A 21,690-nucleotide genomic window follows, 5' to 3' on the forward strand; every position below is an offset into this window, starting at 1 on the left:
GTCAAGGCCTTCCGTTGCATGAACCAGATGTCGCATGCAAGACTATTACAGACCGTTCGGTCAGTAAATGGCCGTCGTCGACATTTCCGGAGGTACGCATGACGGTGGCGCCCGAGGCCGACGAGGAGCTCCAGGCCGCGTTCGACGCAACGATCGCGCGCCACGACCGCATCGAGCCACGCGACTGGATGCCCGAGGCCTATCGCAAGACCGTGATCCGACAGGTGGCCCAGCACGCGCACTCCGAGATCATCGGCATGCAGCCCGAGGGCAGCTGGATCACCCGCGCGCCGTCCTTGCGGCGCAAGGCCATCCTGCTGGCCAAGGTGCAGGACGAGGCCGGCCACGGGCTCTACCTCTACTCGGCCTGCGAGACGCTCGGCATCTCCCGCCTCGAGCTGACCGAGATGCTGATCAGTGGCCGGCAGAAGTACTCCTCGATCTTCAACTACCCGGCGCTGTCGTACGCCGACGTGGGCACGATCGGCTGGCTCGTCGACGGCGCCGCGATCTGCAACCAGGTGCCGCTGTGCCGGACGTCGTACGGGCCCTACGGCCGGTCGATGATCCGCATCTGCAAGGAGGAGTCGTTCCACCAGCGCCAGGGCTACGAGCTGTTGGCGACCATGATGCGCGGCACCGACGAGCAGCGCGCGATGGTGCAGGAGTCGGTCGACCGGTTCTGGTGGCCCGCGCTCATGATGTTCGGGCCGCCTGACGACGACTCGCCCAACACCGCGCAGTCGATGGCGTGGGGCATCAAGCGCAACACCAACGACGACCTCCGCCAGCGCATGGTCGACATGACCGTGCCCCAGGCCGAGGCGCTGGGGGTGACCCTGCCGGACCCGGACCTGAGGTGGAACGAGGAGCGGCAGTCGTACGACTTCGGCTCGCCGGACTGGGACGAGTTCAAGGACGTCATCAAGGGCAACGGACCGTGCAACGCCCAGCGCATCGCACACCGTCGCCGGGCGCACGAGGACGGCGCGTGGGTGCGCGAGGCGGCGACGGCGTTCGCGGAGCGGGGCATCGCATGACCGGGATCCAGGGCGACTGGCCGTTGTACGAGGTGTTCGTCCGAGGCAAGCGCGGGCTCAACCACGTGCACGTGGGGTCGCTGCACGCGGCCGACGACGAGATGGCGGTGCGGCACGCCCGCGACGTCTACACCCGTCGCAATGAAGGGGTCAGCATCTGGGTCGTCCGGTCCGACGCGATCACGGCGTCGAGCCCCGACGAGAAGGATCCGCTGTTCGCGCCCAGTGGCGACAAGGTCTACCGCCACCCGACCTTCTACGACATCCCCGACGACGTCCCCCACATGTAGCCCACGGGACCCCGGCACCTTTCCGAAGGAAGTGTCCAACGCATGAGCCACACACCTGATCCGAGCCACCTGCCCGACCACGACTCCATCTACGACGGGCTGCTCGGCGGCGACGACTCCCAGTGGGCGTTCGGCACCGACTTCGAGGACCCGCTCGCCGGCGTCGACACGAGCGTCCCTGACGGGGTCGACACGCATGACCTCGCGGCGTACTGCCTGATGCTCGCCGACGACGCCCTCGTGATGTCGCACCGGCTGTCGCAGTGGTGCAGCAACGCGCCGGACCTCGAAGAGGACATCGCGCTGGCCAACATCGCTCTGGACCTGCTGGGCCAGGCCCGCCTGCTGCTGGCTCGCGCGGCGGCCGCGGATCCTGCCGTCGTGCCCGTGCTGCCCGAGGGTTCTCCCGTCCCGCCGGAGGATGCCCTCGCGTTCTTCCGCAGAGATCGCGAGTTCCGCAACGTGCGGCTGGTCGAGGCCGACAACGGCGACTTCGCCGTGACGATCGCGCGGTTGCTGCTGTTCTCGACGTGGCGACTGGCACTGCTGCAACGCCTGGCCGCCAGCCGCGACCACGTGCTCTCGGCGGTCGCGGTCAAGGGTGTCAAGGAGATGACCTACCACCGCGACTACGCCGGCCGCTGGTTCCTGACCCTCGCCAAGGGGACCGACGAGTCGCGTCGCCGCGTCGTCGCGGGCCTCGCAGCGATCTGGCCCCTGCACGCCGAGCTGGTCACGACTCACCCGGTCGAGCTGGCCGTCGCCGGAGCGGGCGTCGGCGTCGACCCGGCCACGGTCGCCGACGAGGTCGATGTCGTCCTCGAGCAGGTGCTCGCGATGAGCGGTGTCGATCGTCCCGACGTCGCGCCGCTGGCGGGCGTGCGCGGGGAGACCGGCCGCGACGGGCTGCACACCGAGGCGTTCAGCCGTCTGCTCGCCGAGATGCAGGTCGTCGCGCGGGCCCACCCCATGGGGAGCTGGTGATGGGCGGAGTCTCGAGCGTCTCGGCCTCCTCCAAGGCTCGCAGCACAGCGGCGCTCGTCACGGATCCGGAGATGCCGATGCTCACGCTCGAGGACCTCGGCGTGCTGCGCGACGTCGAGGTCGACGACGAGCGTGTCGTCGTGACGATCACCCCGACCTACGCCGGCTGCCCGGCGATGGCCACGATGCGCGACGACATCGTGCACCGGCTCCGCGATGCCGGGTTCGACGAGGTCGACGTCCGCCTGAGCCTGCACCCGGCGTGGTCGAGCGACTGGATCACGGCCCGCGGCCGCGCTGCGCTCGCGGAGCACGGCCTCTCGGCGCCCGGCCCGGCACCTGCGCACGAGGGTCCGGTCGTGCTGTCGCTGCAGCCCACGCGCCGGGCGCTCACCTGCCCGCGCTGCGGCTCTCCCGTCGTCGAGCTGACGTCCGAGTTCGGGCCCACGGCTTGCAAGGCGCTCTATCGATGTGGGTCCTGCCTCGAGCCGTTCGAGCACGTCAAGGAGATCTGAATGACGGTCATGACCCCACCGGTCCCGGCAGCGCGCGCCGCCTTCCACCTGCTCACGGTGGCGTCGGTCCAGCGGCTCACGGACGACTCGGCCGCCGTCACGTTCGAGGTCCCGGAGGACCTCCGCGAGGCGTACGCCTTCGAGGCCGGCCAGTCGCTCACGATCCGCCGGGTGGTCGAGGGGCAGGAGCACCGGCGCACGTACTCGATCTGCGCCGCTGTCGGCGAGCCGCCGCGCGTCGGGGTGCGGGAGATCCCGGACGGCTTCTTCTCGCGCTGGCTCGTGCACGACGTGCGACCGGGGGACCGCCTCGAGGTGCAGACGCCGACCGGGACCTTCCGGGCCGACCCCGAGCTGGGCGGCCGCCACCTGTGCATCGCCGCGGGGTCGGGCATCACACCGATGATCTCGATCGTCTCGTCGATGCTGCGCGACTCCGATGCCCGGATCACGCTCCTCTACGGCAACCGCACGACGCAGTCCGTCATGTTCGCCGAGGAGCTCGCCGACCTGAAGAACCGCTACGGGCCGCGCCTCGACCTGGTGCACGTCCTGTCCCGCGAGCCTCGTGACGTCGAGCTGTTCTCGGGGCGGCTCGAGGCCGACCGCCTGCGCCGGCTGCTGACGGCGCTGGTGCCGGTCGACGACCTCGACCACGTGTGGCTGTGCGGACCGTTCGGGCTGATCACCGAGGCGCGTACGGTGCTCGACGAGGTCGGGGTCGAGGCCGCCAAGGTGCACTTCGAGCTGTTCTACGTCGGCGAGCCGCCTCCGGAGCTCCGCCGTGCCGAGGCGATCGTCTCCGGTGTCACGAGTGACGTCACGATCGTGCTCGACGGGCGTACGACGACGGCGCCGATGCCGCGTGACCGGAGCGTGCTCGACGGCGCGGCGGTCACGCGCAACGACCTGCCGTTCGCCTGCAAGGGCGGCGTGTGCGGCACCTGCCGTGGCAAGGTCACGGCGGGCGAGGTGGAGATGCGCCGCAACTACGCGCTCGAGGACGCCGAGGTCGAGGCCGGCTTCGTGCTGACGTGCCAGAGTCATCCGGTGACCGACGCCGTGACGGTCGACTTCGACGCCTGACCTCAGTGCTCGTGCAGCGACAGCCCGTCGAACGCCAGGGTGGTGATCGAGGCGGCGAGCACGTCGGGGTCGACCGGGCCGCCGGGGCGGTACCACTCCACGACTGAGTTGACCATGCCGAACAGCAACCGGCTGATCAGGTCCGGCGGGATGTCGCCGCGCAGCGCCCCCTCGTCGACGGCCGCCTGGACGAGGGTGGCGAGGCGCTCGTCGATGCGGCGACGGCGCTCGAGCGCGGCCTGCTCGACCTCGCTGTTGCCGTGCACCCGGAGCAGCAGCGTGACGGCCGGCAGGTGCGCGACGAGGATCTCGACCGACTCCTGCACGACGGTGCGCAGTCGCTCGTACGCGCTGGTGCCCGGTGCCGCGGCGGCCGCGGAGTCGACGGCCGTCGACAGCCCGTCGAGCGCCTCGTCGAGCGCCGCCGCCAGGAGGTGCTCCTTGCTCGGCACGTGGTGGTAGATCGCCGACTTGGTCAGCCCCAGCTCCTTGGCGAGGTCGCCCATGCTGGTGCCGTCATAGCCCTGGCGGTTGAACAGCTCGATGGCCCGCCTCAGCACGGTCTGCTGGTCGTAGCCCGGCCGGCCTCGTCGGGGTGCAGCCGCCTCGGTCATGCCCCCAGCGTCTCACGCTGGGGAAGGCGACTAGGCGAACGCGGACAGGCCGGTGAGCTCGCGACCGATCGTGAGCTGGTGGATCTCGGCGGTGCCCTCGTAGGTCAGCACCGACTCGAGGTTGTTGGCGTGCCGCATGACCGGGTACTCGCCCGAGATGCCGTTGGCGCCCAGGATGGTCCGGGCCGTGCGGGCGATCTCGAGCGCGACCCGGGTGTTGTTGAGCTTGCCGGCGCTGACCTGGGCGGGCTTGAGGATGCCGGCCTCCTTGAGCCGACCCAGGTGCACGCTGAGCAGCAGTGCCTGGCCGTGCGCGACGCTCATGTCGGCGAGCTTGCCCTGCGTCAGCTGGAACGCGCCGATGGGCTTGTCGAACTGGGTGCGGGTCGTGGCGTACTCGATGGCGGACTCGAGGCACGAGCGCGCCGCGCCGGTCGTGCCGAAGACGATGCCGAACCGCGCCTCGTTGAGCGCCCCGAGTGGGCCTCGGAGGCCCTCGGCGCCCGGCAGCAGAGCCGATCCCGGCAGCCGCATGTCCTCGAACGTGAGCTCGCTCGTGACGGAGGCCCGCATCGACATCTTGTGCTTGATGGCACGGCCGGAGAATCCGGGGGTGTCGGTCGGCACCACGAAGCCTCGGATGCCCTCGTCGGTCTGCGCCCAGACCACGACGACGTCCGCGATGCTGCCGTTGGTGATCCACATCTTGGCGCCGTTGAGCAGCCAGTCGTCGCCGTCGCGCTTGGCCCGCGTGCGCATGCCGTTGGGGTTGGAGCCATGATCGGGTTCGGTCAGGCCGAAGGCGCCGACGAAGTCGCCCGCAGCCATGCCGGGCAGCCACTGCTGCTTCTGGTCCTCGGACCCGTAGGCGTGGATCGAGTACATCGCCAGCGAGCCCTGCACCGAGAACAGCGAACGCAGTCCGCTGTCGATCGCCTCGAGCTCGATGCTCGCCAGTCCGTACGCCGTGGGGCCGACACCCGCGCAGCCGTAGCCCTCGAGGTGCATCCCGAGCAGCCCGGCGCCGCCCATCTGCTTGGCGATGTCGCGGGCCGGCAGCTCGCCGCTCTCGGCCCAGTCGGCGACGTGCGGCGCGAGCGAGTCCTGGGCGAAGCGTCGCGCGGTGTCGCGGATGGCCCGCTCCTCGTCGGTCAGCAGGTGGTCGACGTCGAGCAGGTCATGACGGGTGTCCATGGATCCACCTTCTCAGAGCGGGGTGTCGGTCGTGCAGGGGCTAGGAGTCGAGCCGGCGGCCGGCCCACGACCAGGCGTACGCGTCGTCCTCGGCGGCCAGCCCGCCCTCGCCGAGCTCGAGCGGGCGGAACGTGTCGACCATGACCGCGAGCTCGTCGAACGCCTCGACGCCGAGGCTCGCCTCGATGGCGCTCGGCTGCGGGCCGTGCGCGTACCCGCCGGGGTGCAGCGAGATCGAGCCGACGGCGATGCCCGAGCCCTTGCGCGCCTCGTAGTCGCCGTCGACGTAGAACATGACCTCGTCGGAGTCGACGTTGGAGTGGAAGTACGGCACCGGGATCGCGAGCGGGTGGTAGTCGACCTTGCGGGGCACGAAGTTGCAGATGACGAAGTTGTGTCCCTCGAACACCTGGTGCACCGGCGGCGGCTGGTGCACGCGCCCGGTGATGGGCTCGTAGTCGGAGACGTTGAACGTGTAGGGGTAGAGGCAGCCGTCCCAGCCGACGACGTCGAACGGGTGGGTGTCGTACGTCATCCGGCTGCCGACGATGCCGTTCGGGCCGGAGCCCCGGTGCTTGACCAAGACCTCGACGTCGGTGCCGTCGACGAGCAGCGGCTCGGTGGGACCGTGCAGGTCGCGCTCGCAGTAGGGCGCGTGCTCGAGCAGCTGCCCGTAGCGCGAGAGGTAGCGCTTCGGCGGCGCGACGTGGCTGTTGGACTCGATCGCGTACGCCTTGACGGCGCCGGTCGACGCGTCGGGCACCCAGCGGTGCGTCGTGGCGCGCGGGATGATGACATAGTCGCCGGTGCGGAACGCGAGGACGCCGAACACGGTCTCCACGACGCCGGACCCGGACTCGATGAACACGCACTCGTCGCCGATCGCGTTGCGGTAGAGCGGCGAGGGGGCGCTGCCCACGGTGTACGCGATGCGGACGTCACCGTTGCCGAGCACGAGTCGCCGGCCGGTCACCAGGTCGGTGGCCGCCGGATCGGCGTCGGCGAACAGCTGCGGCAGCTTGAGGTGGCGCGGCTTGAGCGGATGGTTGGCGGTCGTGGCGTGGTCGGGCAGGTCCCAGATCTCCGACGCGACGATCCCCGACGGCACGCCGAGGTGGTAGAGCAGCGACGAGTCGCTCGAGAACCCCTCCTCGCCCATCAGCTCCTCGCGGTGCAACGCCCCGTCGTCCGTGCGGAACTGGGTGTGGCGCTTGGGCGGGATCTGGCCGACGCTGCGGTAGTGGGCCACGAGGTCTCCTGTGTCCGGATAACGGATGAACATGTCCGATAAAAACACCATGCGATATCGTGCTGAGCGTGTCAACCCTGCTCGATCGCGTGGTCGACGACGCCGCGATCTTCCCGCCCGGCAACGCGCCGCTCGACGTCGCGATCCGCGACCACCTGAGTCATCGCGCCGCATCGTACGCGGCGATGGTGGGTCCGCTCCTGGTGCGCGAGACGGATGTCGAGCAGGTCGTCGCGCTCGCCGAGAGACCGCTCGAGATCGGTGTCATAGCCACGACCGGTCCGTCGGCCCTGCAGCGGGCCGTCGTCGCCCTGCACGACGGGCCGCACCTGCGGGTCACGGGCTTCGAGATCCCACTGCCCGCCGGTGAGCTGTCGGCTGTCGGCACGCTGCTCGCGGAGCTGAAGCCCCCGCCCGGCGTCACGGTCTCGGTCGAGCTGCCACGACCCGGCGCGACCGTGCCCGATGCCTGGCTGGCGGCGGCCGCCGACGTCGCCGAGGCCGGCTGCCAGGTCAAGCTCCGCACCGGCGGCGTGCATCCTGACGCCCATCCCGGCGAGCGTGAGCTGGCGATGGTGCTCGAAGCTCTCGTGCCGCACCGGTTCAAGCTGACCGCGGGTCTGCATCGCGCGGTGCGGCACACGCAGCCGGGCACGGGCTTCGAGCAGCACGGCTTCCTCAACGTGATGGTCGCGGTGCACCGGCTCCTGGGTGGCGCCTCCGTGGATGCCGCCGCCGAGGTGCTGGCCGACCGCGAGGGTGCGAGGCTGGCGGCCGAGGCGCGCTCCTGGAGCGACGCGGACGCGGCGGCCGTGCGGCAGTCGTTCCGCGGGTTCGGGAGCTGCAGCATCATCGAGCCGCATGACGACCTCGTCGGACTGGAGCTGATCGCATGACCACAGGATTCGGGCTCGACCACCTGCCGTACGGCGTCGTGACCCACCAGGGTCGACGGATCGTCGCCGCTCGCTTCGAGGACACGGTCGTCGACCTCGCCGCCCTGGCCGCGTCGGCACCGTCCGGGGTCGACCCGTCGGTGCTCGCGGGCCCCGACCTCGGACCGCTGCTGGCCGCCGGGCCCCGGGTCTGGGCCGACGTGCGCTCGTGGCTGCAGGAGACCTTGGCCGGCTCGTCGGCCGGACGCATCCCGCTCGACGAGGTCGAGGTGCGGATGCCGTTCGCCGTGGCCGACTACGTCGACTTCTACGCCTCGCTGCACCACGCGTCCAACGTCGGCCGGATCTTCCGGCCCGACGCGGAGCCGCTGCTGCCCAACTGGCGACACCTGCCGGTCGGCTATCACGGCCGGGCCGGCACCGTCGTCCCCTCGGGCACGCCGATCGTGCGGCCGCAAGGACAACGGCGTCCCGGTCCCGACGGGCAGCCGGCGTTCGGGCCGTCGCAGGCCCTCGACATCGAGGCCGAGCTCGGGTTCGTCGTGGGCGTGCCGAGCACCATGGGGCAGGCCGTGAAGGCCGACGCCTTCGCCGACCACGTCTTCGGCGTCACGCTCCTCAACGACTGGTCGGCGCGCGACATCCAGGCGTGGGAGTACGTCCCGCTCGGGCCGTTCCTGGGCAAGTCCTTCGCCACGTCGATCTCACCGTGGATCACGCCGCTGGCGGCGTTGACGGACGTACGCGCACCGCTCCCCGGCCAGGACCCGGAACCCCTTGACTACCTGCGTGTCGCCGAGCCCGCCGGTTACGCCATCGACCTCGAGGTCGTCGTCAACGGCTCGGTCGTGTCCCGCCCGCCGTACGCCTCGATGTACTGGTCGCCCGCCCAGATGCTGGCGCACCTGACGGTCAACGGCGCGTCCTTGCGCACCGGCGACCTCTACGGCTCCGGGACGATCTCGGGGCCCGAGGTCGGTCAGCGCGGCTCGCTGCTGGAGCTGTCGTGGGGTGGCACCGAGCCGTTCACCCTGGACGACGGCAGCACCCGGACGTACCTCCAGGACGGCGACACCGTGATCATCCGCGCGACCGCGGGATCGATCACCCTCGGCGAGGTCGAGGGCACGATCCACCCCCGATGAGCCCGGTGCGCGGTGGATCCGCCACCTTTTCAGGTGCGAGCGGTGGATCTGCAACCGAATGGCGGCTCAGAAGGTGGAGGATCCACCCCCCGGGCCCAGGCGGACGGCGGGGGTCAGGCCAGGGCTTGGGCCACGGCGCGCGCGGCCTCGACGACGAGCGGCTCGGTCGTCGCGGCATCGATGTCGTGCAGGCTGACGATGCCGACCGAGGCCTCGAGCCCGGGCACGCCCAGCACCGGGGCGGCCATGCCGGCAGCGCCGGGCTGCAGCTCGCCGGACGTGCTGGCGACGCCGCCTGCCTCGCGGCCCAGCAGGATCGCCTTGCCGGCCGCACCGGTGTCGAGGCGGTGCCGGGCGCCGACCCGATAGGCCACGTGCATGTCGCTGCGCGTCGGCTCGACGACCAGCAGCGCGACCGCGTCCTCACCGTCGGCGATCGTCAGGTGCGCCGTGGCCCCGCTGGCGTCGGCGAGCCGGGTCAGTGCCGGCGTGGCGCGCGACTTGAGCTCGGGCAGGTAGGCGTTGCGGAACGCCATCATGCCGAAGCCGGCACCGATGCGGCCCTGGGCGTCCCGGCGCAGGAGGTCGTGCTCCTCGAGCGTGACGATCAGCCGGTACGCCACGGTGCGGCTGATCCCGAGCGACTCGGCGATCTCGTTGATCGTGAACCGCGACTCCGAGCCGGCCACGAGCGTGAGGATGCGCAGCCCGCGGTCGAGCGTCTGCGCGGTCTCGGCGGCCATCGGTCCTCCTCGGTCGGTCGTGTGAAGTGTCGCAGGGCTCAGAGCACGGCGCCGGGATTGAGGATGCCCTGGGGATCGAGCGCCGCCTTGACCCGGCGGTTCAGGTCCATGACGTCAGGCCCGAGGTAGGCCGGCAGCCAGTCCTTCTTGAGGCGTCCCACCCCGTGCTCGCCGGTGATGGTGCCATCGAGGCGGATGGCGAGATCCATGACCTCCCCGTACGCCGTCCGCGCCCGGGCGACCTCGCCGTGATCCGTCGCGTCGAACACGATCAGCGGGTGCGTGTTGCCGTCGCCGGCGTGGGCGATGACAGCGATCGTGATGTCGTGCTGCTCGGCGATCGCCGCGATGCCGCGAACGAGGGCACCGAGCTCGGGCAGGGGCACGCCGACGTCCTCCAGCAGCAGCGAGCCCTTCTGCTCCAGCGCCGGGATGACCATGCGGCGGGCCACCACGAACGCCGTGCCGGTCTCGGCGTCGTCGGTCGAGAACACCTCGGTGCTGCGGTTGGCCTCGCAGATCGCGGTCACCTCGGCGATCTCGGCAGCGCCGTGGGTCGACGGCTCGTCGGACTGCACCACGAGCATCGCAGCGGCGCCGCGGTCGAGCCCCATGCTGGTGACGTCTTCGACGGCATTGATCGACGCGTGGTCCATGAGCTCGAGCATCGCCGGCCGCATCCGTCGGGTGATGTCGAGCACCGTCTGCGTCGCGTCGTCGAGCGAGGCGAACGTCGCGACGAGCGTGCACGGCGGCCGCTGCGCCGGGACGAGCCGCAGGACGACGCTCGTGATGATGCCGAGCGTCCCCTCGCTGCCGACGAACAGCTTGGTCAGGGACAGTCCGGCGGCGTCCTTGAGCCGTGGGCCGCCGAGCTCGACGGCGGTGCCGTCGGCCAGGACCACCGTCAGGCCGAGGACGTAGTCGGTCGTCACGCCGTACTTGACGCAGCAGAGGCCGCCCGCGTTGGTCGCGACGTTGCCGCCGATCGAGCAGATCTCGTACGACGACGGGTCCGGCGGGTACCACAGCCCGTGCTCTGCGGCGGCGGCCTTCACCTCCGCGTTCATGGCTCCCGGGCCCGCCACTGCCATGCGGGTGACGGGGTCGACGTCGACGGCCCGCATGCGCTCCATCGACACGACGAGGCATCCGTCGAGCGCCGACGCGCCGCCCGACAGGCCGGTCCCGGCGCCGCGAGGCACGATCGGCAGGCCGTGCCGGGCAGCGAACCGTACGGCCGCCTGCACGTCCTCGGTGCTCGTCGCCCGGACGACGGCCACAGGGACGCCGGCGTCGGGATCGTTGGCCCGGTCCCACCGATAGGCGTCCATCCGGTCGGGGTCGACCAGCAGCACGCCGTCCGGCAGCTGGCCGGCGAGCTCGTCGAGGTCGGGCGTCACGGGACGATCAGTCCTCGTCGAGGATCTCCGCCGCCTCGGCGTCCTGCTTGGGTGCGAGGACCGAGACCGAGTCGTCGATGCGCTCGTTGGTGTAGCGCAGGATCTCCGCGATCGTCGCGACGACCGGCACCGCGAGGAACGCGCCGGTGACACCGAACACCGTGCCGCCGGCCGTGACCGACATCAGCACGACCGCAGCGTGGAGGTTCATGTTCTTGCCCTGCAGCCACGGCGACAGGACGTTGCCCTCCAGCTGCTGGACGGCGATCACGATGATCAGCGCGATGAGCGCGTCCTTGGGATCGTTCGTGACGAGGGTGACGAGCACCGCGAGACCGCCGCTGACGAACGCGCCGATGATCGGGATGTAGCCACCGAAGAACGTGATGACGGCGAGCGGAGCGGCGAGCGGGGAACCGAGGATCGCCAGGCCGATGCCGATGATGACCGCGTCGATCAGTGCGACCAGCGTCTGGGTGCGGATGAACCCGCCGAGCGTGCTCCACGACCGGTTGAGGACCTCGGCGAGGTGCTCGCCCGACCGCCGGCCGCCGAGCGTCTTGACCCACGGCAGGAACTTGTGACCGTCCTTGACGAAGAAGAACGTCAGCATCAGGATCAGCACGAGGTTGACGACGGCGCTGGTGGCGGCGCCGATCGTGGAGAAGATGCCCGAGCTGATGGCGCTCGCACTGGACTGCAGGCGGTCCTGGACGGCCTCGATCGCGCGCGTGATCTGCCCCTCGGACAGGTTGAGCGGCTCACCGGTGACCCAGTCGCGGATCTTCTGCAGGCCGTCGGAGGCCCCGGCCGCGACCTCGCCGGACTTGTCGGCGACCAGGGGGGTGAGGATCGCGATGATCCCGACCACGACGCCGATGAAGCCCAGCACGACGACCGCTGCCGCGAGGCCTGACGGGACGTGCCGTGACCGCAGGAACGTCACGGGGGGCGCGAGGACGGTCGAGAGGATCAACGCGATGGAGACCGGGAACAGCACCATCCAGGTGTGGCCGATGATCCAGCCGACGACCCACGCCGCTGCTGCGATGACGATGATCCGCAGGCCCCAGCGCTGGAGGTTGGCGAAGCCCTCGTCGATCACGACTCCGCGGTCGCGAATCTTCTTGTTGTCGGTCACCCACTCAGCCTAGGGGTACGGGGTCCGCGGCGACGGGTTGCGCGGGCCGGAGCTGCCAGTCCACGGGCGCGGCGCCTTGGGCGACGAGCAGCTCGTTGGCCCGGCTGAACGGCCTGGACCCGAAGAATCCGCGCGATGCCGACAGCGGGCTGGGGTGAGCCGACTCGATGCGTGGGACGTCGCCGAGCATCGGGGCCAGGCCTTGGGCGTCGCGACCCCACAGGATCGCGACCAGCGGCGTCCCGCGCGCGACGAGGGCCCGGATGGCCTGCTCGGTGACCGCCTCCCAGCCCTTGCCACGATGGCTGGCCGGAGCGCCGGGCCGTACCGTCAGCACCCGGTTGAGCAGCAGCACCCCTTGCTCGGCCCACGAGGTCAGGTCGCCCGACTCCGACCGGGGGAGGCCGAGGTCGGACTCGAGCTCGGTGAAGATGTTCACGAGGCTGCGCGGCAGCGGGCGTACGTCAGGGGCGACCGAGAACGACAGGCCGACGGGGTGCCCTGGCGTGGGGTAGGGGTCCTGTCCGGTGATGAGCACGCGCACGTCGGCCATCGGCTCGGCGAACGCCCGCAGGACGTGCTCGCCGGCCGGCAGGTAGGAACGTCCGGCCGTGATCTCGTCGCGGAGGAACCGCCCCATCGCGTGCACCTGGTCAGCCACAGGCTCCAGCGCCTCGGCCCAGTCGGGCGCCATGACCTCAGCCAGCGGTCGTGCCACGGACGTCCTCCTGCCTGCGCAGCGCCGACGGGGCGAGCACTCCGGCGAGCAGGCACCCGACGATCGGCACCGCGAACGCCGTCGTGAGCGAGACCCAGTTGGTCAGGATCCCGATGATCGCGGGCCCGGCCAGCAGCCCGAGGTAGCCCGTGCCCGTCACCCGTGCGAGGTAGGTTCCCGCAGCAGCCGGGTCGATGTTGCCGGCGGCGCTGAAGAACTGGGGGACGCAGCCGGCCAGACCGACACCGAACACCGCCCACGCGGCGATCCCCACCGCGGCGTTGGGGGCGAGGGCGGCGCCCAGCAGGCCGGCCGCTCCGACCAGGGCGGCCCGTTGGACGTAGGCCGCAGCGCCGATGCGCGCGACGATGCGATCGGCCACCAGTCGCACGAGCGTCATGGTGATCGAGAACGCGCCGAACGCCCAGGCCGCCACGGTCTTGCTGGCGTCGAGGGAGTCGTGCAGGTGCACCGTGCTCCAGTCGTACGCGACGCCCTCGGAGAGCAGCAGCACGAACGCCAGCAGGGACAGCACGACGACCCGCAAGGTCCACGGCGCGGGGGCGCGCGGGGTGCCCCGCTCGCGGGTGGTCCCGGGGGACGGGCGGAGCAGCGCCGGCATCGCTGCGAGGGTGACAAGGATGCCGAGCACGGCGGCGCCGGCCAGGGTCAGCCGGACGTCGGTGTCGAGGGCGATCAGGCCGCCGCCGACCACCGCCGCGATGAGGCCGCCCAGTGAGAAGAACGCGTGGAAGCCGCTGATGATGGGCCGGCCGTAGAGCCGCTCGACCTCGACCGCCTGGGCGTTCTGCGCCACGTCGATCACCCCGTTGAAGGCTCCCAGGAAACCGAGGGCGACGGCCAGGCCGAGGGTGCTGGTGGCCAGGCCCGGGCCGACGAGGAATGCGCTGAGGGCGAGTCCGGCGACCACGACGACCACCCGGCTGCCGAACCGGTCGATGAGCCGGCCGCCGACCTGCATGCCGAGCAGGGCGGTCCCGCCCAGCAGGAGCAGGAGGTAGCCGAGTGTTGCGGTGCTCGCGCCCGTTCGCTCGCGGATCTCCGGGATGTGCACCACCCACATGCCGAGGAGGAAGCCGTTCAGCGCGAAGATCGCGAAGGTCGACTTTCGCGCGGCGGAGGTCGGCATGGGTCCGACCCTATCGAGGTGGACGGTGCCCTACAGTTGTCAGGCTGTGTCAGCAATCGCCGCCTACCGCGCGCTCCTGCGGATCGTCGGGCCCGCCTACATCCTCGTAGCCTTCCTCGGGCGGATTCCGCTTGCCATGAGCCAGCTCGGCGTCCTGGTCCTGGTGAGCTCCGAGCTCGACAGCTACGGCACGGGTGGCGCAGCGGCCGGGGTCCTGGCCATCGCGAACGCCGTCGGGTCGCCGATCGCCGGATCGCTCGCCGATCGCATCGGCCAGCGTCCCGTGGTCCTCGTGCAGTCCCTCGTGGGTGCCGCCGGGCTCGCGTCGGTCGTCCTGGTGACCGACCCCGACGCGTCCCGGGCGCTGATCTTCGTCGCGGCCGGCGTCACGGGCTTCGCGATGCCGCAGGTCGGACCGCTGGCCCGGGTGCGGTGGCGGCCCATCACGCGTGACGAGGGCGACCAGCGGCGGCTCGTCGACGCGGCGTTCTCGTACGAGGGTGCGGCCGACGAGGCGTCGTTCGTGCTGGGACCCGCGATGATCGGCGTGCTGGCGATCATCGCCGAGCCGGCCGGAGCGCTGCTGGCCGCCTCGGTCCTCCTGGCGGTGTTCGGCTCGTGGTTCGCGGTGCACTGGACGTCGGAGCTCGTCGCCAAGCGGTCCACCACAGGCGGCTCCGGCTCCGAGCCGCTGTGGACCGTGGCCTTCGCGGTCCTCGTCGTCGCGCAGCTGTGCATCGGCGCGATCTTCGGCAGCGTGCAGACCGGCACCGCGGTGCTCGCGACCGCCGACGGGCACGCCGGCAGCGCGGGACTCATCCACGCGGTGCTCGGCATCGGCAGCGTCACTGCAGGGCTCGCCATCACGGCTCTGCCCGAGCGCATCCTCTACGCCACGCGCATGCTCGTCGCGGCGGCCGGCCTGCTCCTGCTGTCGGGGCCGCTGCTCCTGGTCGACTCGATCGGCGCCTTGGTGCTCGTCATCGCCCTGCTCGGCTTCGTCGTGGCGCCCTACATGATCAGCAACTTCGCCCTCGCCGGGATCCTCGTGCCGGTGCACCGGGTCGGCACCGCCATGACCCTGCTCGCCGGAGCGACCGGCATCGGTTATGCCATCGGGGCGTCGATCGCAGGCCGGCTGGCCGACGACGGTGGGCACACGCCGGCGTTCGCCGTGACGGTCGGCGCCGCGGGCGTCGCACTGCTGCTGGCCGGCCTCGCCAACAGGTCGCTGCGCAACGCCCGCCCGTACGTCACCTGACCCGCCTGGGGTGCAGGAAGGTCAGAGCTGGTCGTGCGGGGTGGTCTCGAGGCCGAGGGCTTCGCCGACCGCAGCGTTGGCGAGGTGACCGTCGTGCGTGCTGAGGCCGCCGGCGAGGGCGGCGTCGTCCGTCACGGCCTGGCGCCAGCCCTTGTCGGCCAGGGCGACGGCGTAGGGGAGCGTGACGTTCGTCAGCGCGTAGGTCGAGGTGCGCGGCACGGCGCCGGGCATGTTGGCGACGCAGTAGAAGATCGACTCGTGCACCATGAAGGTCGGGTCGTCGTGCGTCGTCGGGCGTGAGCTCTCGAAGCAGCCGCCCTGGTCGATGGCGATGTCCACCAGCACCGAGCCGGGGCGCATCGTGGCGACGAGGTCGTCGCTGATGAGCTTGGGCGCCTTGGCGCCGGGCACCAGCACCGCGCCGATCACCAGGTCGGCGTTGCGCACGGCCTTCTCGATCGCGAACGAGCTCGATGCGACCGTCGTGATCATCCCGGCGAAGCGGGCATCGACCTGCCTCAGCTTGGCGACGTCGAGGTCGAGGATCTCGACACGGGCGCCCATGCCGCGCGCGACCTCGGCGGCGTTGACGCCGGAGACGCCGGCACCGATCACGACGACGTCGGCCGGGTAGACCCCGGGCACCCCGCCGGGCAGCACGCCGCGGCCGCCGTTGCTGGCCATGAGGTGCTGGAAGCCGACCTGGGGGGCCAGTCGACCGGCGACCTCCGACATAGGGGCCAGCAGCGGCAGGGACCGGTCGGGCAGCTGCACGGTCTCGTACGCGATCGAGGTGGTGCCGGCGGCCAGCAGCGCGTCGGTGCACTCGCGGCTCGCGGCCAGGTGCAGATAGGTGAACAGGGTCTGCCCACGGCGCATGCGGCCGTACTCCTCGGCGATGGGCTCCTTGACCTTGAGGACCAGCTCGGCCTCGGCCCAGACGTCGTCGGCGGTGTCGAGGATCTTGGCGCCGGCAGCGAGGTACTCGTCGTCGGTGATGGACGAGCCGAGACCCGCACCGCGCTCGACGACGACGTCGTGGCCGTGCCGGGTCAGCTCGTGCACTCCGGCGGGCGTGATGGCGACGCGGTACTCGTGGTTCTTGACCTCGCGGGGGACACCGACCAGCATGACGTGCTCACTTTCGTACGGAATAGTCCTCCCATGGTGAATCAACTGCGAAATGATGTGCAACCGCGCGAACAAGATTCTGTACGATTGACTTTGACCGCGGATTGCGTCGCCTCGAACCCTCTCAGGAGCCCTCGTGCCGAATGATGTTCGCCAGCTGGACGACGTCGACCAGCGGATCGTCGCAGCGCTGCGCAGCCAGGGCCGCCTGCCCAACAACGCCCTGGCCGACAAGGTCGGCATCGCCGCCTCGACGTGCCTGACCCGACTGCGCAGCCTGCTGGACCGCGGTGTCATCGCAGGATTCCACGCCGAGGTCGATCCGGCCTGGCTCGGCCGACCCATCCAGGCCATGATCGCGGTGCGCCTGCGCGGCGACGCCCGTGGCGCCATCAACGAGTTCTCGGACCGCCTCGCGGGCATGCCCGAGGTGCTCAACGTCTACTTCCTCGCCGGCGCCGACGACTTCCACGTGCACGTCGCGGCGCAGGACCCCGACGACCTGCGGGCGTTCGTCGTCGACCACCTGAGCTCTGCTCCCGAGGTCGCGCTGACCGAGACCAACCTGATCTTCGAGCACAAGCGGGGACGCCTCGCCGAGTGAGGGTGGCTGGGCTCAGGACGTCAGGTCGATGTCCTTGAACCAGGAGTCGGTCGCGTAGTCGGTCCTCCAGCCCAGCGCGAGGTAGAGCTGGTCGGCCTTGGTCGGCGAGTCGGCGTCGACCTCGAGCCCCACCCGGTCGCGACCGCGCTGGGCGGCGTCGGCGATCACGGTGCCGAGCAGCGACTTGGCCACGCCGCGACCACGTGCCGCCCGGTTGACGCCGACGTACTCGACGTACGTGCCCTCGGCGCCTCCGTCCTTGGCGGCCAGGACGGAGCAGACGATCGTGCCTGCTGCCGCCGGCGCGCCACCGTCCTCGGGCTCGACGTAGGCGAGCCACCAGTGGTCCCAGGTGTGGCGGGGGTCCTCGCGGAGGCGCTGCACGAACTCGGGGAAGCTCTCGCGGTACGAGTTGAAGTGGTCTTCGAACGACTCCTCGAGCATCTGGTGCACGATGCGCAGGTCCTCCGCGACCGGCATGCCGTTCTCGTGCCGCTCGACAGGCCGGACCGTGACGCCTGCCCGAGGCTCGAGGGTGGCGTCCTCGGGGCCGACCGGGCGCTCCATGTGCAGCCACGTGCGCCGCTTGCCGTAGCCGGCGCGGGCGAGCCATCGGGCCTGGCGCGTGTCCTCGGCGAACGGGCTCTCGTCGAGCCGGGTCGCGGTGACCCCGCGCAGACGCGCCATCGAGATGGCGGCCGCCTCGGCCCAGGCGTAGAACGCCTTCGCGATCGTGTCGACCTCGGGCACGTCGCGGTCGAAGTAGCCCCACACGAGGGCCCGGCCGGCCGCCCGGTCGTGCACGGTGATCCAGGCGCGCGGCACGTCATCGTCGCCGACCGCGACGAGCTGCCGCCGGGTCCAGGAGGCCTCGCCCGCGACCTCTGACTCGATGCCGGCCGGATCGACGTGCGCCTCGCCGGTGCCCTGCAGCTCGTCGAGCCGCCGCAGCTCGACGAGCGCCTCGATGTCGGCGTATCCGGGGATGCGGGCGCGCCACGAGCCGGGAAGGGTGGGCAGGTCCTGGGGGCCGCTCGTCGTGTCGGTCATCGGCACCATTGTGGTCGACGCTCCGGAGCGCCGTCGATCAGCGGGCGAGCCTGGCCTCGAGCGCCTCGCGCGCGGCCGGCCACTCGTCGTCGGTCATCGAGAACATCACGGTGTCGCGCCACGAGCCGTCGCGCCGGATGCGGTGCTTGCGCAGGACGCCCTCGCGCACGCCGCCGATGCGGGCGACCGCCGCCTGGGAGCGCTCGTTGAGGATGTCGACGTGCCATGCCACCCGGCTGCAGCCGAGGTCGTCGAACGCGTGGCGCAGGAGCAGCAGCTTGGCCTCGGTGTTGACGCCGGTGCGCCAGAACCGCCGACCGAGCCACGTCGAGCCGATCGCGACGGTGCGGACCGCCGGGTCGATGTCGTGGTAGGTCGTGAGGCCGGCGACCTCGCCCGACGCCTGGTCGATCTGCACCCACGGCACGGTGCCGGGCCGGGTCAGGTAGAGGCCGACGAGCGCCTCCGCCTGCTCGATCGTGGTCGGCCGGGAGAATGCCTGCCACGTGAACACCTCGTCGTCGTCCGAGGCGCCCAGCACGCCGGCCGCGTGGTGCGGTTGCAGCGGCTCGAGGCGGACGTGCCGGCCGTCGAGGACGGGCGCGACGTAGTAGTCGTCAGGGCTCACGGTCATGCGGCCAACCTATCCAGCCCGAACGCCGCGCTGGGCGTGACGTTCTGCAGGCGACACGCCGACACTGACCTGCAGAACGTCACGCTCAGCGGGTCAGCGGGAGAGCCGGTCGAGGAACGCGACCAGGAGCGCCTCGCGCAGTGCCGGCGGGGCCACGTCGAGCAGGGCGTTGACGGGGGCCATGCGCTCCGGGACCGTGACGTCGCCGGTGCCCGAGCCGAGCCCGGCCAGCGCGAGCAGGCCGTCGAACGCCTCGTCGTCGAGCGCCTGAGGGTCGAGCGCGACTGCCGCCGCACGCAGCTCCTGGTCGATCACGATCGGCCCGGACGCCGTGGCAGCGTCGAGCGACTCGGCGAGGGCGGCCAGGAACTCAGGGACCGCCGGAGCCGTCGCGGCCGAGACCGTGAGGTGCAGCGATGCCGGCATGTCCCGGAACGACATCTGCGGCTGGACGAACCAGCCACGCGCCAGCATCTCGTCGCTGACCGTGAAGACGTCGCAGGTCTCGTCCGTCTCGATCGTGACGAGTGACGAGTCCGGCCGGACCACGAGGCGTACGTGCTCCTGCTCCTCGATGCCCGCCACGAGCTCCGCCGTGCCGTCCAGCGTCGTGCGGACGAGCTCGAGATAGCCGGCGTCGCCGATCAGGTTGACGACGGCCCACGCCGCGGCCAGCGGACCGCCGGACTTGGTGGACTGCATCGTCGCGTTGAGCATCGTGTAGCCCGGCCAGTCGGCGCTCGCGAAGTACTGCGGCCGGCGCAGGTCCGGCGTCGCGTGCAGCAGCAGCGAGACCCCCTTGGGGGTGTAGGCGTACTTGTGCAGGTCGGCCGAGATGCTCGTGACGCCGGGCACCCGGAAGTCCCAGGGGGTGACCGGACGCCCCAGGCGCTCGGCCCACGGCAGGACCCAGCCGCCGATGCACGCGTCGACGTGGCACCGGATGCCGCGCGCGAGAGCCTCGGCAGCGAGGGCCTCGATCGGGTCGACGACCCCGTGGGCGTACGACGGGGCGGAGGCGGCGACGAGGACGACCCGGTCCCCGTACGCCTCCATGGCCGCGGTCATCGCTGCGGCGTCGGCCCTCTTGGTCGCCGGGTCGACGTCGACGCTCACACGCTCGACGCCGAAGTAGTGCGCCGCCTTGTGAAAGGCCGCGTGGATCGTCGTTGGCACGATCATCACCGGGTCCGGCGCGCCGGGACGGGCGTCGCGGGCCGCCTGCACCGCGAGCAGGATCGACTCGGTCCCGCCCGAGGTCACCGTCCCGACGGCAGAGGGTCCGTGGAAGAGCGAGCGGCCGAAGGCGACGAGATCCCGTTCCATCGCCAGCAGGCTGGGGAACGCGGTCGGGTCGAGGCCGTTGGTCGAGGCATACATCGCCAGAGCCTGCTTGCCGACCTCGTCGGCCTCGGCCAGCCCGGAGTCGTAGACGTACGCCATCGTGCGACCGCCGTGGGTCGGCAGGTCGTGTGCGCGCAGCTCCTCGAGCCGGCGGAGGATGTCGTCAGGGCTCACGGATGGCCTCCAGGTCGTCGAGTCGGTAGCGGCGCAGGAACAGCAGGCTGATCGCGATCAGTGCGGCCGGCACGAGGGAGAAGCCGACGGCGATGGCCGTGCGGGCGCTCTCCGGCTGCACGGCGGTGTGGTCGGTCGACGAGACGTACCCGCCCAGGGCGAGCACGAGTGCGAACAGCCCGGGTCCGATCGCCAGTCCCAGGGTCTCGCCGGCGGTCCAGACCCCGGTGAAGACGCCGATCCGGTTCTCACCGGAGGTCGCGGCGTCGTGCGCGGCGACGTCCGGCAGCATCGCCATCGGGAAGACCTGGGCGCCGGCGTAGCCGATCCCGACGACGGCCGCGGCGGCGTACACGACAAGGTGTTGGTCGACGCGCGCCTGGAACAGCGCGAGCGAGCCGGCCACGAGACAGCCCGAGGCGACGAGGTAGCCCGACCGCTTGCCCCGCCGCGCGGCATACCGCTCCCACAGCGGCGTCACCAGCAGCGCGGGCGCGACGAACGCCGCGAACAGGATCGTGGTCGCGGCCTCGCTGTCGAGCAGGTCGTCGGCGACGTACGCGACGCCGGCCAGCATCGCCCCGACGCCGATCGCCTGAAGCACGAACGTCAGCAGCAGCACCCGGAAGTCGCGCACCGCGGACACGAGTCGCAGCTGGTCCCGCAGGGAGCCGGCCGCGGTCTCGACCCGGTGCTCGGGTGCGTCTCGGGTGCCGCGCCACGCTCCGTAGACACCCGCCGCAAGGATCAGGGCGACGTACACACCCATGAAGCGGTAGCCCGTGGCGGACTCCTCGCCGCCGAACGCGTTGACGACCATCGGCGCCGTGGCACCGGACAGCAGGATCGCGAGGGCCAGCACGGCGACCCGCCACGTCATGAGCCGCGTGCGCTCGGCATAGTCGAGCGTCATCTCGGCCGGCATCGCGACGTACGGCACCTGGAAGAACGCGTAGGCCGTGGCGCACGCCAGGAACCACACCACGACCCACGCGCCGGCGACGACCGGCGGGCCGGTGGGGCCGGCGAACAGCAGCGCGAAGCACACCGCGAGGACCAGGCCGCCCTTGAGGAGGAACGGCCGACGCCGACCTGCCGGCGACGTCGACCGGTCGCTGATCCGGCCGGCGACCGGGTTGAGCACGACGTCCCACGCCTTGGGGACGAACACGATGAAGCCCGCGACGACGGCCGCGATGCCGAGCGAGTCCGTGAGGTAGGGCAGCAGCAGGAGGCCGGGCACGGTGCCGAATGTCCCGGTCGCGACGCTCCCCAGCGCGTACCCGCGACGCACCGAGGGGGACAGCGAGGTCATGCAGGGAGG

22 protein-coding genes are annotated in these 21,690 nt (G+C 71.3%); 9 read left to right on the top strand and 13 right to left on the bottom strand.

Annotation, left to right across the window (positions count from 1 at the left end; genetic code table 11):
* Positions 1-98: 98 nt before the first annotated feature.
* From paaA to paaE, 5 genes are read left to right on the top strand one after another with little or no spacing between them, the layout of a single operon-like run.
* Positions 99-1,040, top strand: a complete 942-nt coding sequence (gene paaA / locus AB0N22_RS16060; RefSeq protein ID WP_364642380.1) for a 1,2-phenylacetyl-CoA epoxidase subunit PaaA — start codon at positions 99-101, stop codon at positions 1,038-1,040.
* On the top strand, positions 1,037-1,330 hold the full coding sequence (paaB, locus tag AB0N22_RS16065; protein WP_056402822.1) for a 1,2-phenylacetyl-CoA epoxidase subunit PaaB: 294 nt from the start codon (positions 1,037-1,039) through the stop codon (positions 1,328-1,330). Before paaA ends, paaB begins: the two co-directional genes overlap by 4 nt.
* Positions 1,331-1,372: 42 nt before the next feature.
* Positions 1,373-2,314 (top strand): 1,2-phenylacetyl-CoA epoxidase subunit PaaC, encoded by a 942-nt coding sequence (gene paaC, locus AB0N22_RS16070; protein WP_364642383.1) that lies wholly within the window; start codon positions 1,373-1,375, stop codon positions 2,312-2,314.
* Entirely contained in the window at positions 2,314-2,829 is a 516-nt protein-coding gene (gene paaD / locus AB0N22_RS16075; RefSeq protein WP_364642386.1) for a 1,2-phenylacetyl-CoA epoxidase subunit PaaD, read from the top strand. Before paaC ends, paaD begins: the two co-directional genes overlap by 1 nt.
* Entirely contained in the window at positions 2,830-3,915 is a 1,086-nt protein-coding gene (gene paaE / locus AB0N22_RS16080; RefSeq protein WP_364642389.1) for a 1,2-phenylacetyl-CoA epoxidase subunit PaaE, read from the top strand. It begins immediately after the preceding gene.
* Between the two features lie 2 nt (positions 3,916-3,917).
* Here the strand turns inward: paaE and AB0N22_RS16085 are convergent, their stop codons facing one another.
* From AB0N22_RS16085 to AB0N22_RS16095, 3 genes are read right to left on the bottom strand one after another with little or no spacing between them, the layout of a single operon-like run.
* Positions 3,918-4,529, bottom strand: a complete 612-nt coding sequence (locus tag AB0N22_RS16085) for a TetR/AcrR family transcriptional regulator (RefSeq protein WP_364642392.1) — start codon at positions 4,527-4,529, stop codon at positions 3,918-3,920.
* A gap of 30 nt (positions 4,530-4,559) precedes the next feature.
* The gene (locus AB0N22_RS16090; protein WP_364642395.1) at positions 4,560-5,723 is read right to left on the bottom strand and encodes an acyl-CoA dehydrogenase family protein; all 1,164 of its coding nucleotides are present in this window, start codon (positions 5,721-5,723) and stop codon (positions 4,560-4,562) included.
* 40 nt (positions 5,724-5,763) lie between these two features.
* Entirely contained in the window at positions 5,764-6,972 is a 1,209-nt protein-coding gene (locus AB0N22_RS16095; RefSeq protein ID WP_364642398.1) for a homogentisate 1,2-dioxygenase domain-containing protein, read from the bottom strand.
* Positions 6,973-7,040: 68 nt separating this feature from the next.
* Here AB0N22_RS16095 and AB0N22_RS16100 point away from each other — a divergent pair, with 68 nt between their 5' ends.
* On the top strand, positions 7,041-7,868 hold the full coding sequence (locus AB0N22_RS16100; RefSeq protein ID WP_364642401.1) for a hypothetical protein: 828 nt from the start codon (positions 7,041-7,043) through the stop codon (positions 7,866-7,868).
* Positions 7,865-9,013, top strand: coding sequence for a fumarylacetoacetase (gene fahA / locus AB0N22_RS16105; protein WP_364642404.1), 1,149 nt, complete (start codon positions 7,865-7,867; stop codon positions 9,011-9,013). Before AB0N22_RS16100 ends, fahA begins: the two co-directional genes overlap by 4 nt.
* 113 nt (positions 9,014-9,126) lie before the next feature.
* Here fahA and AB0N22_RS16110 read toward each other — a convergent pair whose 3' ends face one another.
* Genes AB0N22_RS16110 through AB0N22_RS16130 form a run of 5 tightly spaced genes read right to left on the bottom strand, consistent with a single transcriptional unit; the run spans position 9,127 to position 14,168 of the window.
* Positions 9,127-9,756, bottom strand: coding sequence for a helix-turn-helix domain-containing protein (locus tag AB0N22_RS16110; RefSeq protein ID WP_364642407.1), 630 nt, complete (start codon positions 9,754-9,756; stop codon positions 9,127-9,129).
* A gap of 38 nt (positions 9,757-9,794) precedes the next feature.
* Entirely contained in the window at positions 9,795-11,159 is a 1,365-nt protein-coding gene (locus AB0N22_RS16115; protein WP_364642409.1) for an FAD-linked oxidase C-terminal domain-containing protein, read from the bottom strand.
* Between the two features lie 7 nt (positions 11,160-11,166).
* Positions 11,167-12,300, bottom strand: a complete 1,134-nt coding sequence (locus AB0N22_RS16120) for an AI-2E family transporter (RefSeq protein ID WP_364642412.1) — start codon at positions 12,298-12,300, stop codon at positions 11,167-11,169.
* A gap of 4 nt (positions 12,301-12,304) precedes the next feature.
* Positions 12,305-12,994, bottom strand: a complete 690-nt coding sequence (locus AB0N22_RS16125) for a uracil-DNA glycosylase (RefSeq protein ID WP_364642783.1) — start codon at positions 12,992-12,994, stop codon at positions 12,305-12,307.
* 4 nt (positions 12,995-12,998) lie between these two features.
* Positions 12,999-14,168 (bottom strand): MFS transporter, encoded by a 1,170-nt coding sequence (locus tag AB0N22_RS16130; protein ID WP_364642415.1) that lies wholly within the window; start codon positions 14,166-14,168, stop codon positions 12,999-13,001.
* A gap of 46 nt (positions 14,169-14,214) precedes the next feature.
* Between AB0N22_RS16130 and AB0N22_RS16135 the strand changes: the two genes are divergently transcribed.
* Complete coding sequence (locus AB0N22_RS16135; protein ID WP_364642418.1) at positions 14,215-15,429, top strand: MFS transporter; 1,215 nt, start codon at positions 14,215-14,217, stop codon at positions 15,427-15,429.
* Positions 15,430-15,450: 21 nt separating this feature from the next.
* On the opposite strand, the gene ald is transcribed toward AB0N22_RS16135, so the two are convergent.
* Entirely contained in the window at positions 15,451-16,560 is a 1,110-nt protein-coding gene (gene ald, locus AB0N22_RS16140; RefSeq protein WP_364642421.1) for an alanine dehydrogenase, read from the bottom strand.
* Positions 16,561-16,696: 136 nt separating this feature from the next.
* Between ald and AB0N22_RS16145 the strand changes: the two genes are divergently transcribed.
* Positions 16,697-17,164 carry an Lrp/AsnC family transcriptional regulator gene (locus AB0N22_RS16145; protein WP_364642424.1) on the top strand — a complete coding sequence of 156 codons (468 nt, stop codon included), beginning with the start codon at positions 16,697-16,699 and terminating at the stop codon, positions 17,162-17,164.
* Between the two features lie 12 nt (positions 17,165-17,176).
* On the opposite strand, the gene AB0N22_RS16150 is transcribed toward AB0N22_RS16145, so the two are convergent.
* The 4 genes from AB0N22_RS16150 to AB0N22_RS16165 all read right to left on the bottom strand — a co-directional run bounded on the left by AB0N22_RS16150 (position 17,177) and on the right by AB0N22_RS16165 (position 21,681).
* Entirely contained in the window at positions 17,177-18,214 is a 1,038-nt protein-coding gene (locus AB0N22_RS16150) for a GNAT family N-acetyltransferase (protein WP_364642427.1), read from the bottom strand.
* A gap of 37 nt (positions 18,215-18,251) precedes the next feature.
* Positions 18,252-18,848, bottom strand: coding sequence for a GNAT family protein (locus tag AB0N22_RS16155; RefSeq protein WP_364642430.1), 597 nt, complete (start codon positions 18,846-18,848; stop codon positions 18,252-18,254).
* A 93-nt stretch (positions 18,849-18,941) separates the two neighbouring features.
* The gene (locus AB0N22_RS16160) at positions 18,942-20,366 is read right to left on the bottom strand and encodes an aminotransferase class V-fold PLP-dependent enzyme (protein ID WP_364642433.1); all 1,425 of its coding nucleotides are present in this window, start codon (positions 20,364-20,366) and stop codon (positions 18,942-18,944) included.
* A complete protein-coding gene (locus tag AB0N22_RS16165) occupies positions 20,356-21,681 on the bottom strand; it encodes an MFS transporter (RefSeq protein WP_364642436.1) in 1,326 nt (441 codons plus the stop codon). Before AB0N22_RS16165 ends, AB0N22_RS16160 begins: the two co-directional genes overlap by 11 nt.
* Positions 21,682-21,690 lie beyond the last annotated feature (9 nt).

Origin of the sequence: Aeromicrobium sp. NPDC092404 (assembly GCF_040684095.1) — a bacterium.
Lineage (GTDB): Bacteria > Actinomycetota > Actinomycetes > Propionibacteriales > Nocardioidaceae > Aeromicrobium.

Excerpts from the sequence above, each read along its gene's own strand:
- AB0N22_RS16155 (WP_364642430.1), bottom strand. The coding sequence starts at position 18,848 with ATGACCGTGAGCCCTGACGACTACTACGTCGCGCCCGTCCTCGACGGC.
- AB0N22_RS16085 (WP_364642392.1), bottom strand. The coding sequence starts at position 4,529 with ATGACCGAGGCGGCTGCACCCCGACGAGGCCGGCCGGGCTACGACCAG.
- paaE (WP_364642389.1), top strand. The coding sequence starts at position 2,830 with ATGACGGTCATGACCCCACCGGTCCCGGCAGCGCGCGCCGCCTTCCAC.
- AB0N22_RS16125 (WP_364642783.1), bottom strand. The coding sequence starts at position 12,994 with ATGGCGCCCGACTGGGCCGAGGCGCTGGAGCCTGTGGCTGACCAGGTG.
- paaA (WP_364642380.1), top strand. The coding sequence starts at position 99 with ATGACGGTGGCGCCCGAGGCCGACGAGGAGCTCCAGGCCGCGTTCGAC.
- AB0N22_RS16110 (WP_364642407.1), bottom strand. The coding sequence starts at position 9,756 with ATGGCCGCCGAGACCGCGCAGACGCTCGACCGCGGGCTGCGCATCCTC.
- AB0N22_RS16130 (WP_364642415.1), bottom strand. The coding sequence starts at position 14,168 with ATGCCGACCTCCGCCGCGCGAAAGTCGACCTTCGCGATCTTCGCGCTG.
- AB0N22_RS16150 (WP_364642427.1), bottom strand. The coding sequence starts at position 18,214 with ATGACCGACACGACGAGCGGCCCCCAGGACCTGCCCACCCTTCCCGGC.
- paaB (WP_056402822.1), top strand. The coding sequence starts at position 1,037 with ATGACCGGGATCCAGGGCGACTGGCCGTTGTACGAGGTGTTCGTCCGA.
- paaC (WP_364642383.1), top strand. The coding sequence starts at position 1,373 with ATGAGCCACACACCTGATCCGAGCCACCTGCCCGACCACGACTCCATC.
- AB0N22_RS16165 (WP_364642436.1), bottom strand. The coding sequence starts at position 21,681 with ATGACCTCGCTGTCCCCCTCGGTGCGTCGCGGGTACGCGCTGGGGAGC.
- fahA (WP_364642404.1), top strand. The coding sequence starts at position 7,865 with ATGACCACAGGATTCGGGCTCGACCACCTGCCGTACGGCGTCGTGACC.
- paaD (WP_364642386.1), top strand. The coding sequence starts at position 2,314 with ATGGGCGGAGTCTCGAGCGTCTCGGCCTCCTCCAAGGCTCGCAGCACA.
- AB0N22_RS16090 (WP_364642395.1), bottom strand. The coding sequence starts at position 5,723 with ATGGACACCCGTCATGACCTGCTCGACGTCGACCACCTGCTGACCGAC.
- ald (WP_364642421.1), bottom strand. The coding sequence starts at position 16,560 with ATGCTGGTCGGTGTCCCCCGCGAGGTCAAGAACCACGAGTACCGCGTC.